The organism is Candidatus Clostridium helianthi (genome assembly GCF_045310795.1).
GTDB lineage: Bacteria > Bacillota > Clostridia > Clostridiales > Clostridiaceae > Clostridium > Clostridium helianthi.
On the sequence record NZ_JBJIAB010000067.1, the window covers coordinates 1 to 13258 of the forward strand.

Consider the following 13258-nt stretch of genomic DNA (forward strand, 5'->3'; position numbering starts at 1 on the left):
GTGATTTTCCTTTTTTAAATAACTTAAAACTAGAAAATTAGCTATTTAGCAAATATGAAATTTGCTCAAATATATATGATTATAGATTTACTCATAACAAAATCATTTGATTGTCTTTTATACTTTTCCATTTTTCCCCCTATTTTATGAAACTATAACCTTATTATATCATTTTCTTCTATTATGCCACCTTACTTTTATAAATAAATGTATACAATTAATTTTTTACAGAAAAAAATAGCCAGCAATCAGTTGTGTTGACTATTTATTCCAATTAATAATAATTTTATTTTAACAACTATTAATGTCTCAATATTCCACTCTTCTTTAACTTCTCCATAAAATTAACTGTAATACTGTTCATAAATCCTTTTAATAATATTCCAGCAATTAATGAACCAAACATATATATAGACAAAACTACTATATCTTTAATCAATATTGAATACACTATTCCCGCCATAATCTGCCTCATACCACTAATTGCATATGTGAAAGGTAAAAAAGGAAACAATTTTTGAAAAAATACTGGTGCAACTTCAATCGGAAAATTACCACTTGCTCCCGCCATCTGAAGTACTAATATTATAACAATTGCTGCTTTCCCTACATCGTCTAGTATACTTGCTGCAGTATATATAACAATTACAAATATAATACTTACAAATATACTATAAAAGATATACATTATAGGATGAACTGCATAAACATTTAGCATGATTATGCTACCTATACTTGCAACTAATGCTTGGCATACTCCAACTGTCAAAAATAGTAATAGTTTTCCTAAATACATTTCATATGGTTTAATCTCTGTTCCATCATCAAATTTAGGTGCTTCCAGCGATAATAAAGCAGAAGCCAGCAATCCCCCAACCCATAAACAAAGTACGGTATAAAATGGAGTCGTAGCTGTACCGTAATTAGGCCATGGAAATAATCTATTATCTTCTATTTCAACTGGGCTTGCTACAAAGTCACTTTGATTTTCCCAATTACTTGTCATCATGTCCAATAATTCATCAATTTTATCTTCTTCATCCATATCCTTGATTTTATCCGCCAATTCATGAATCTTATTTTTAGCATCTGGTAATTTATTTTTTAAACTAGTTAATTCATCATTAGTTAAATTGGTAGCATCCTGTGAAACACTTAGCAATTTTTCTACTTCTGGTAATGTATTTCTACCTTCTTCAATAATAGATAAGCTATCATCTAAAACGTTTCTAGTTGAATTAATACTTTTTTCTACTCCTGAGACAATTTCTGAATCATAGTTGTCTGTAATATTTGCCACCAAACTATGTACTTCATCTACAACTTTTATAATATCCTTAAGTGTTTGAACATTTAATCCCTCATTATCTATTTTCTTAACTTCTTCATCCGATTTATCAGCTATTATTTGTAATTTATCTTCAATGGTATCTAGCTTATCAATATTATCTGAAATTATTTCACTTATATCTTTTAAATCATCTTGCATATTTTTTACTGAATTTAATTGTTTATCTAGTTTGTCTGTTATTAATTTTATAGAATCAACATTGGGAACATTATCACCAAATGAAGGTATTTTGATTTCTATATCGCTTAATTTATCAATAAGTTTCTTTATATTTCTAAGTTTATATTTAATATTATTAATTGTTTCCTCTGTCGCAATAGCAGAATCCCTTATATTTAATAACACCTTTTTAGATACTTCTGGTAATACATTCTCATCTAGATTTTTAAGTTCTACACTTGAATTATCAAGTACATTTTCTGATTTTATTAAGTCCTGCTTTACTGTTGGAGAAATATCTGATAGTTTTCCTTGAGTATCATCTAAAACTGATTTACTATTATTTAAAAAATCACTTGATGAATCAATAGCATTAGATATTGTTGGAAGCATATCATTAGTTTTAGTTAACACATTTTTCAAATCAACTGTTCCATTACTTGCATCATCTAAAAGTGTTTCTATTTCTGACACATTATCATCTAACTCATATATGTTATCAACTATTTTTCTAAGCTTAGGTCTATTGTCTTGTATATCAACTCCTCTTTCATTAAATATCCTAAACAATATTCCTGAGACTGTCTTAATTACATTTTCATCTAACTCATTTTTTACTGTTTTTATACCTGAATCTGTCATTTTAGGAGCAATCGCATTTTTCTTTTCATTTACTGTATATATTAACTTTGGCTTATTAATATTTTTTTCCAACAATGTTGTAATGTCTTCAGAAAAGTTTTCTGGAATTTCAATTGTTGCATAATACTTTTCTAGCAGCAAACCTTGCTCCGCATTTTCCTTATCTGTAAAAACCCATCCTAATTTGTCATTTTCCTTAAGTTTATCAACTAAATCTTCTCCTAAATTCATATTCTTGTCCTTAAATACAGTACCTTTATCCTCATTAATAATAGCAATCTTAATTCCAGCTGTATTGGAATAAGGGTCCCATGAAGCCTTTATATTTATCAATGAGTACATAGATGGAATAATTATCATTACTATAATCATAAGTCTTGCTACCCAATTAGTACGTATTTTATTGATATCTCTTTTATATATCCTAAATATATTCTTCATAATTAATTCCCCTAATATTGCACTATAGATTATTTTAACTACTCATTATTGAACTTTCTTTTAATTTTTCAACAATATTTATTCTTTTTGCATTTATCGGTTCTTTAGCCAAAACTCCAATAATAATTGATACTATCATAAACATTAATAATATAATGCTATCTTTAAATAATATTGAATATATTACTCCTGCCATAATTTGTCTAACTCCACTTATTGCATATGTAAATGGAAGAAATGGAAATAGCTTTTGATATCCTGCCGGATTAACTTCTATTGGGAAATTGCCACTAGTTCCAGCAACCTGTATAACAAGCAATACCACACCTATGACTATTCCTCCATACCCAAGAAGACTAACAGCTGTGTAAATTATGCAATTAAATACAACACTTATAAATATACAATAGAAGACGAACATTACTGGATGGACTGAATAAGAATGCAGTATAAACAATGCCCCTAAGCTAGCAACTAAAGCTTGGCCTATTCCTATGAATAAAAATAATGTTAATCTACCAAAATACTTCTCGTACTTGTTTAATTCTTTATCATTTTCTATAGAATGTGACTCTGTTCCAATTAGGACTGATAATACATATCCACCAATCCATAAGCAAAGAACTGTATAAAATGGTGTTACTGTAGATCCATAATTAGGCCATGGAAATAATCTATTATCCTGAATTTCTACAGGGCTAGATAGAAAATCACTTTGAGCGTTCCAATCATTTGTTATCATATCTAATAATTCATCAATATCTTTCTTGTTATCTATTTTCTTTAGTCTCTGTGCAAGTTCATGTACATTATCTCTTATATCTGGAAACTTTTCTTTTAATTTTTTTAATTCATCATTAGATAAATCTGCTGTATTTTTGAAAGTATTCAACATCTCTTGAACATCTGGTAAAGTTCTTTTTCCTTGAGCCGATAAGTTTAACCCAGTATCAATTATCTCGCTCATTGAGTCAAATCCCTTATTAATTGTTGGTACAATTTCCGAATCATAATTATCTGTTATATCAGAAACTAAATTATGCAAATCATCTAATACCTTTCTAGTATCTGTAAGATCCTGCGTGTCCAATATTTTATCTCCACTATTTAATTTATCAATATCTTTATTAGTTCTATCAATTAATTTATCAAGATTATTATCTATATTATCTAACCTATCTATAATTTTAGAAATTGTCCTACTTTCCTGCCTTAACAAATCTCTTTGATTTTCAATTACATCTGCTTGTTTATCAAAAATTTGCTGAAGCTTTTTTATCTCATCATGGCTTTGTAGTGAGTTGTCAATTGAAGGTTTAGGGATTTCTATTTCGCTAATCTTATCAATAGCTTTTTTTATATTCTTCAATCTAGACTTAGCATCTCCAGTACTAGTCCTAATTGCTTTAGACGTATCTAATATCTGTAACAATGCCTTTTTTTCTACTTCTGGTGATATATTTTCATCAATATTTTTAAGCTCTGTACCTATAATATCTAGTGTATTTTCACATTCAATAAGATCTTCTTTAACTTGTGGAGATTCATTCTGCAAATCTCCTTGTGTTTCATTTAGAAAACTTTGTGTATCATTTAAAAATTCAGAAGTTTCATCAATAGTGTCTGCCGCAGTTGGTATAAGCTCATTGGTTTTTATCATTAATTCAGAAGCACTTATTGTTCCATTAATTGCTTCATCTAGCATTTTCTCAAGTTCTGGCATATTATCATCTAATTTATATACTGAATTTATTATATTTCTAAGCTCAGATCTATTGTTTTGTATATCTATACCAATCTCATCACATAATCTGAACATTATTCCAGATATATTCTTTGTTATATTCTCATCTAATTGAGTTTTGACACTTTTTACACCTGCATCAGTTATTTTAGATGCAATGACATTTTTCTTCTCATTGACAGTATATATTAGCTTAGGTTTTGTAACATCTTTCTTAACTATGGTTGTAACATCCTCGGAGAAATCTTGTGGTATTTCAATCATTGCATAATACTTTTCATTTGTTAAACCATCCTTTGCAGTTTCTTTGTCTACAAATACCCATCCTAATTGATCATTTTCCTTAAGCTTATCAACTAATTCATCGCCTAAATTTATACTATGTTCTTTGTATACCGTTCCCTTATCTTCATTAACAATTGCAACTTCTATTCCCTTCGTATTAGAATATGGATCCCAGGATGCCTCTATATTTATTAATGAATATAAAGATGGTATTATCATTAAAACTACTACAACAAGCGCTGCCACCCAGTTAGTAAATATATTCTTCATATCCCTTTTGAAAATATTTATTATATTCTTCATATTCAATGCTCCTGTCAGAAAATATTTCTTTGTATAAATTATATCATATAAAAATGACCAAAAGTCATTTTTTCCTTCAATAATTATTTTCCACACTTGAAACTTCATTTCCATTTTGGTGAAAATAACTATTATACATTTACCTATTCAATTAAAATGAAATGTATGATAATTTTATTTAACAACCAATCCCTTTTTAAATCTAATTTTAACTGTTCATTTATAATATTTTTTACGCCTCTGTCTTTTCTAACGTACGTGAGAAAAATTTGTCAGGCGAATATATTTTCTTTTTTATTCTCATTTAAAACGCGACCTTTTGAATCAGCATTTTCCATAATTTATACCCACAAAGGGGCACAATGTCTACAGATTTCATTACAATATAAATTCCTAGAAAATAAATAAAATGCCCTTAGCTATTTATGCTAAGGGCTATAAAATTAGTTAATCAATGCTTATCTCTTCTTTCTATCTATCAGAAATTAAAATTAGCAATTACTTTTATTAAAATTTAAATGTAGATATTTTTTTAATTAATTTGCTTGTGCTCTCTTTCGATTCATTTATATTTAATATTATTTTATTAGTTTTCTCATTAATTTCAACTACCTTTTCTGCTATTTCAGTAGTCCCTTCTGCTCCATCTGTGGAAGCTTCCGCAACTTGATCTATCGTTTTCAAAATATCATGTATAGATGCCAAAAGTTCCTCTGAAGTTGAACTAAAGTCCGAAACTAAACTATTAACAAATTCTGCATCCTTGCTATATTTATCTGCTACTTCCATCATAGATTTATAATCATTATCTACATTATTTGAAATAAATTTCAAAAGCTTACTTGAATTGCTTGATAAATCACCTACAGATTCTGTAACTTTATCAGTAACATTCTTTATTTCAGTAACTACATTCTTAGATTCTTCTGCAAGTTTTCTTACCTCTTCTGCAACAACTGCAAATCCTTTTCCTGCATCCCCTGCTCTAGCAGCTTCAATAGCAGCATTCAATGCCAACAAATCTGTTTGTGCGGCAATCTCTATTATAGATTCAGATAATATACTAATTCTAGCTACAATATGTGAGTTTTCAATAGCTTTTTCAAGACCTTCTTTTGTCTCTAAAAATATCGCCTTAGCTTTTTCTTGTGACTCAATCGTATTTCTCTTAACAGCATCTGCACTTTTTTGTATTCCTTCAACTGATATTAATCCATCTTGAATTTTTTCCGAGATTCCCTCTACAGCTTTTTCAATTTCATGAGATGTTGCTAACATCTCCTCTGATGATGCAGCTGTTTCTTCCATTCCCGCAGCAATACTCTCTGTACTACTTGAGACTTCTTCTATTGTACTTGATAGATCATCTATCTTACTATTTATATCATTATTTATATGTATAACATTTTCAGTACTCTCATTGACCTCACTAATTATTAATCTTAAGTTTAATATAAATTTATTCAAGCTATTTGCAAGTCCAGCAATTTCATCCTTAGATTTAACTTTAATTTCTTGAGTTAGGTCCCCACCTTTTTCTGCAAGTGCATCTAACTCATTCTTTAAACTTTTTAGTGATGCTACTATTCCTTTAATAATCATAAATGAAATAATTATTGAAAGAATAATTAATATTGAAATAATTATTATAGATATATTCTTTACTTTTTGATATATATCACTACCTTGCTTAGAGAAAGTTTCTCCCATTTCTTGATTATACCTAGACAATTCAGTCAATGATTGTGATGCTGAACTAAAATATTCCTTTGCCTCTCCATTCATAATTTCCATGGCTTCATCAGTTCTTAAATCTCTGCTCAAGCTTATAACTTTCTCATGTACCTTCAAATATTGATTCCAATCATTTTTAGCTATCTCAAATAATTGCCTATCTTTATCATCAAAAAATGTTTTTTCATATTGTTGAATATTACTTTGGATTTCACTATTCTTCGCTTCCATATCTTTTTCTTTTTGAGCCATTTCATTTTTGTCAGTTGAGATTATATGTTCATATTCCATTATTCTAAAATCAGAAGTCATCGTGTTTATATTCCCTGAATGAATTAATCCTGGAATTAATTCTGTAGACATATTAGCTGAAACTGTATTGATCACATTTAAGTTATTAATTGAATACAAACTTAAAAGAACCATTGAAATAATAAGCATAGATATAAGTGATACTAATTTACCTTTAATAGATTTAAACATTAAAACCCTCTCCCCCTTTAATTACATAATAAATATCTAATAAATTCATATCGTATAAATACTTATTCGATGTTTTTTTACAAAAACCTTTTAATCTCATTAAAATTTTAATTTTCAGCTATCATTATAACAACTGTATTATTATTTCATTAACTTATATTAAAAACTTTCTAAAATCAAATTCCATTATATGTAATTTTAAAGATTTAATTATTCATATTAATGGGACTATAAATAATGATAAAACTTTAAAGCCAAAAATATTTTATTTATACTAATACACGTTTTTTCAAAAAAATAACACATATTTAGCTATTTTCATAACTAAATATGTGTTATATAAGCTCTTCGCTAAGTTTCTAAAATATGAAACTCAACGAAATTCATCAAATTTTGGTGCAGGTGACGGGACTTGAACCCGTACGTCCATGTGAACACTACCCCCTCAAGATAGCGTGTCTGCCATTCCACCACACCTGCAAATATAAATTACTCATTTAATGATAATCTATTCTTATTTAAAATTCAAGTAATTTTCATAAAATATTTAAGTTAATTATTAGGCAAAGACTAATAATTAACTTAAAAAATGTACATTTAGGAAACTTTTCATCAGATCAACTACCTTATCTGCCTCAAAATAATCGTCTTTTTTATCATAAAGATATTGATATATATGATAATATGTGTTTACCTTATCAACATATTTTTTTGTTTCTCCAAAAGGTATATAATCTACACTTTTTCCATCTGAAGAGTATTTTCTATTATCAAGCCATGATTGCACATTAGTTGGTCCCGCATTGTATGCTGCAATTGTTAAATCCATATCTTTATCAAAAGTATCATTCAAACGCCTAAGATACCAGCATCCCATTTTAATATTATATTCTTCATTATATAGGTCTTCTTTAGAGAATGTATTATATCCCATTTCTTTCGCTGCCCATTGTCCAGTATCAACCGTTATTTGCATCAGACCTACAGCATTTTTATGTGAATGCGCATCATCATCAAATTTACTTTCAGTTTTTATAACTGCTAGTACTAGCAATGGATCTAGATTATACTGTGAACTGTACATATCAACATACTGCTGGTACTTATAAGGAAAAAACTTTTCTTTTATAATATATCTCGAACCTATGCCAATTGCTGCTACGATTACTACTAAGAATACTATTGCACAAAAGGTTTTTCTTAGAAACTTCATTATATTCTCCTTACTTAGCATATTAGTTTTATAAAATCAATAAAATCATAAACTTGCTTCTGCAATTCAATTAAATCAGTATTATTGTCAATAATAATATTCGCAAACTCTTTCTTTTCTTCCATAGACATTTGAGAATTTATTCTACTAACAGTTTCAACTTTAGTTAATTTATCTCTATTCATAACTCTTTGAATTTGAACTGAATTATCAGCATATACAAGTACAATATAATCCATTTCCTCATGCATATTATTTTCAATTAAAGTAGGAGCATCTATTATTACTATTTTCTCATTCTTTTGTTCATACAATTTTATCTTTTCTTCAATTGATTGTTTAATATAGGGCATAATTATACTTTCATATTTGATTCTTTGTTTAGGAAATCTGAATATGTGGTTTCCAAATTCTTTCCTTCTAAATTCACCTCTCCAGTCAAAGAAACCTGCTCCAAATTGTGCCCGAACCATTTCTAATATCTTTGGATTATTTTCAAGTACTTCTTTAGCTATAGCATCTGCATCTATTATTTTTAGTCCTTCTTTACTTAAAATATTTGATACAGTGCTTTTTCCGGTGCCGATTCCACCTGTTAAACCAATTTTAACCATTTTATAAAAACCACCTTTTTTTAATTCCACAATACATTATTTGGCATCGTACCATGTATCTCCAAAATTAACATCCACATCAAGTGCTACCTTTAACTTAATTGCATTTTCCATTTCATAAGCAACTAAATTTTTAACTTCTTCAAATTCGTCTTTTTTTACATTTAAAATAAGTTCATCGTGTACTTGAAGGATTAATTCACTTTTTAATTCTTTTTCATTTAATTTATTATAAACATTCACCATCGCAAGCTTTATTATATCAGCTGCGCTTCCTTGAATTGGTGCATTCATTGCCAATCTATCACCTAAAGCCTTAACTATCTTATTTGAAGATTTTATCTCTGGAATAAATCTTCTTCTATTTAAAATTGTTAATACATATCCCTTTTCTTTAGCTTCTTCCACAACATTTTCCAGATATTCTTTAATCTTAGGATATCTTTCTAAATATATAGCCATGTATTCTTCTGCTTCTTTCTTTGTGATCTTTAAATCTTCTGCAAGACTAAATGCACTTATTCCATAAACTATTCCAAAATTAACTGCTTTTGCTCTACTTCTCATAAGAGAAGTAACCTCCCCTACTGGAACTTTAAATACTTCCGAAGCCGTTTTTGTATGAATATCACTATGATGCTCAAATGCATCTATCATATTTTCATCTCCAGCAATATGAGCCAATACCCTTAATTCTATTTGAGAATAATCACATGAAACCAGTATGTCAGTTTCTTCCATTGGTATAAATACCTTTCTTATCTCTCTGCCCATTTCATACTTTATAGGAATATTTTGCAAATTAGGTTCTGTGCTAGATAGTCTTCCCGTTGTAGTTACAGTTTGATTAAAGTTAGAATGAATACGACCATCTTCATCAACTACATTTTTTAAACCTTCTACATATGTAGAATTTATCTTTGTAATTTGCCTATAATACATTATTTTAGGTATTATATAATGCTTATTCATTAGCTTCTCTAGAACTTCTTGATTAGTTGAATATCCAGTTTTTGTTTTCTTAATAACTGGTAAATCCAATTTTTCAAATAATATTTTTCCTAGTTGCTTAGGAGAACTAATATTAAATTCCTCATCCGCTAATTCATATATTTCTTTTTGTGTCTTATCAATTTCTTTTTTAAACTTAGTCTGTAACTCATCTAACATACCTTGATTTATGTTAAATCCAATACTCTCCATGGATGAAAGCACATAAATTAATGGATGCTCCACTTCGTAATAAAGTTGATCCATATTTTCCTTATGAAGATTTTCTTTTAATTTTTCATAAACCATAGGTAAGTAACTGCAAAGAATTCCTTTAATATTGCTATCTTCGCTGTTAGGATTATCACCAATATAATGGTTAACAAGCTCTAGAATTTCGTATTTACTCTTTGATGAATCAATTAAATAAGCTGCTATCGCAGTATCAAAATCAAATCCCTTTATTTCAATTTCATTTTTATTTAAAAATGTAACAAAGTTTTTTCCATCATGAATAACTTTTTTAACATTATCATCTTCCATAAGATTTTTCAAAACTTTTAAAGCTTCTTCACTATCCTTAGAACTTATGTCTTTGAAATTTATAATAGTACCTTTATTTTCTTCCCCGAATATTAAATATTCAAGTTTTAATTTAGAATATCTAGATGCATCAGTTAAAGTATAATCTATATAAATTCTATTTCTCATCTCTGAAAATAATGCTTTCATATCTTCAATTGTAGTAATATTTCTCACTTCAATATTAGATTCTTCATGAGCTGTATCATCATTAAATTTAGATAGTATTGACTTCATCTCAAGTTTAATAAGCATCTTCTTAATTTCTAATATATTTTCTTTATTGCTAGAATTTATATCTTCCAAATTTAATTCGATTGGAACTTCTCTCATAATTGTAGCTAATTTCTTAGAAAATATTGCTTGTTCAACATTATTTTCTAAATTTTCCTTAAGTTTTTTCCCAGAAATTTTATCTATATTTTTAAGAACTTCTTCAACAGATCCATATTCCTTTATAAGCTTAAAAGCAGTCTTTTCTCCTACTCCTGGAACGCCTGGTATATTATCTGACTTATCTCCCATTAATCCTTTTACATCTATAAATTGCTCTGGAGTCACTTCAAATTCATCCATAAAGCTTTTTTTATCATAAACAGCAGTTTCACTGACACCTTTCTTAGTAATTATAATTTTAGTTTTTTCTGATGCTAGTTGAAGAGCATCACGATCTCCTGTAACTACAAATACTTCTGTATTATTGTCCTCAGCGAATTTTGATACTGTTCCAATCAAATCATCTGCCTCAAAGCCTTCTACTTCAAATATCTTAATTCCCATTAACTTAAACAGTTCTTTAATAATTGGAAATTGTTCCGCAAGTTCTGGCGGCATCTTATTCCTACCTGCTTTATAATCAGAATACTCTTTATGTCTAAAAGTTGGTGCTTTCAAATCAAAAGTAGCAATTATACTATCAGGATTAATTTCATCCTTCATTTTAAGTAGCATATTTATAAAACCATAAATGGCATTAGTATTTATTCCATCACTATTTGTAAGAGGAGGCAAAGCATAAAAAGCCCTATTCATAAGTGAATTTGAGTCTAAAATCAATAATTTTTTCATTAAAAACCTCCTGAAATTTAACATAAAAATTTACTCAACTAGAAATATTATTATCTACTTCAAGTCATTATTTAAACTCATTATACTATATTGTATAACTTAAAGTATACATGTATCTTGTTGTGTAATGAATTTATCTCATATTATTTCCATAATTATTAGTAATAATTCTTATTTTGTATATTCTTTATTTTACTATAGCAGATAGCTTGTAAAAATTGTTATAATGTTAATTATAGATTGTAATTCTAAATTCAAAGTATTTTAAATTAACCAGTGTTATTAAAATCCACTATGTAATGAGGTGATATAATTGTTAGATAATCTTTTATCTAAATATGCTAAACTTGCTATTATCAAAGGTGTAAATATACAAAAAGATGGACTTTTAGTTATAAATAGCCCTATTGAGTGTAGTAACTTTGCAAGACTACTTGCAGATGAAGCCTATAAAGCTGGTGCTTCTGATGTAGTTATAAATTATAATGATGAAAAATTCAATAAGATACGATTTAATAATTCTTCAAAAGAAATTCTTTCTATTACGCCAAAATTTGAAAAAGATAAATATGACTATTACGTAGAAAATAATGCAGCATTTTTGAGTATTTCCGCATCTGATCCAGATATTTTCAAAGATGTAGATTCGGATAAAATATCGGCATACCAAAAAGGCAGACGTACAGCCTTAGAGAAATATCATAGCGCATGTACTTCCAACAAAAATGCTTGGTGCATAGTTTCAATTCCAACTGAAAACTGGGCAAAAAAAGTCTTTAGTGAATCCAACTCATGTGAAGCAATTGAAAAATTATGGGATGCAATTTTTACTGTTATGAGACTTAAAGAATCCGATCCTATAGATGCATGGAATAAGCACACTAACCTTCTTCATGATAAGGTATTAGAATTAAATTCCTATAAATTTAAATATCTTCGTTTTACAAATTCTCTTGGAACTGATTTAAAAATAGGATTAGTTCAAGATCATATTTGGTGTGGGGGTGAGGATATTACTCAAGATGGTCTGAAATTTATTGCCAATATGCCTACAGAAGAAGTTTATACTACCCCTAAATTGGATGACGTAAACGGAATTGTTTTTAGTTCAAAACCTTTGAGCTATTGTGGAAATTTAATAAACAATTTTTCATTAACATTTAAAAATGGTAAAGTTGTAGCTTGTTCTGCTGAAACTGGATTAGATATTTTAACCGAGCTTCTTAATACAGACGAAGGTTCAAGATATTTAGGTGAGGTTGCCTTAGTTCCATATAATTCTCCAATTTCAAATTCAAATATAATTTTTTATAATACATTATATGACGAAAATGCTTCATGCCATTTAGCTCTTGGTTCTTCATACCCTTGCTGCATAAAGAACGGAGAAAAAATGACAAGAGAAGAATCAATACTATCTGGCTCAAATGTATCGTTGATACATGTTGATTTTATGATAGGAACTAAAGATACAAATATAACCGGTATTACACCAGCTGGTGAAGAAATTAAAATTTTTAATAATGGTAATTGGGTTTAATATTTTTTAATAAAATAAAAATACAGGATTGCTTAAAATGTACCCTTTGTCAAGGACAATTTAAAAAAAGATAGACTAATTTAAAAGATGATTTCTGTATTTAACGGGA

Annotated in this window: 7 protein-coding genes and 1 tRNA gene; 1 reads left to right on the top strand and 7 read right to left on the bottom strand. The window is 28.2% G+C overall.

Annotated features, from left to right (window positions below):
* Positions 1-301 precede the first annotated feature (301 nt).
* From ACJDTP_RS26465 to polA, 7 genes are all read right to left on the bottom strand, one after another.
* Positions 302-2593 carry a YhgE/Pip domain-containing protein gene (locus ACJDTP_RS26465; protein ID WP_406762901.1) on the bottom strand — a complete coding sequence of 764 codons (2292 nt, stop codon included), beginning with the start codon at positions 2591-2593 and terminating at the stop codon, positions 302-304.
* A gap of 34 nt (positions 2594-2627) precedes the next feature.
* On the bottom strand, positions 2628-4925 hold the full coding sequence (locus tag ACJDTP_RS26470) for a YhgE/Pip family protein (protein ID WP_406762902.1): 2298 nt from the start codon (positions 4923-4925) through the stop codon (positions 2628-2630).
* Between the two features lie 507 nt (positions 4926-5432).
* Positions 5433-7142, bottom strand: coding sequence for a methyl-accepting chemotaxis protein (locus ACJDTP_RS26475; protein ID WP_406762903.1), 1710 nt, complete (start codon positions 7140-7142; stop codon positions 5433-5435).
* Positions 7143-7536: 394 nt separating this feature from the next.
* Positions 7537-7622, bottom strand: a tRNA-Leu gene (locus ACJDTP_RS26480).
* A 97-nt stretch (positions 7623-7719) separates the two neighbouring features.
* The gene (locus ACJDTP_RS26485) at positions 7720-8355 is read right to left on the bottom strand and encodes a lytic transglycosylase domain-containing protein (protein WP_011968147.1); all 636 of its coding nucleotides are present in this window, start codon (positions 8353-8355) and stop codon (positions 7720-7722) included.
* Positions 8356-8369: 14 nt separating this feature from the next.
* Positions 8370-8969, bottom strand: coding sequence for a dephospho-CoA kinase (coaE, locus tag ACJDTP_RS26490; RefSeq protein WP_077838056.1), 600 nt, complete (start codon positions 8967-8969; stop codon positions 8370-8372).
* Positions 8970-9005: 36 nt separating this feature from the next.
* Positions 9006-11609, bottom strand: coding sequence for a DNA polymerase I (gene polA / locus ACJDTP_RS26495; protein ID WP_406762904.1), 2604 nt, complete (start codon positions 11607-11609; stop codon positions 9006-9008).
* Positions 11610-11922: 313 nt separating this feature from the next.
* Between polA and ACJDTP_RS26500 the strand changes: the two genes are divergently transcribed.
* The gene (locus ACJDTP_RS26500) at positions 11923-13149 is read left to right on the top strand and encodes an aminopeptidase (protein ID WP_078116585.1); all 1227 of its coding nucleotides are present in this window, start codon (positions 11923-11925) and stop codon (positions 13147-13149) included.
* The last annotated feature ends 109 nt before the right edge of the window (positions 13150-13258 follow it).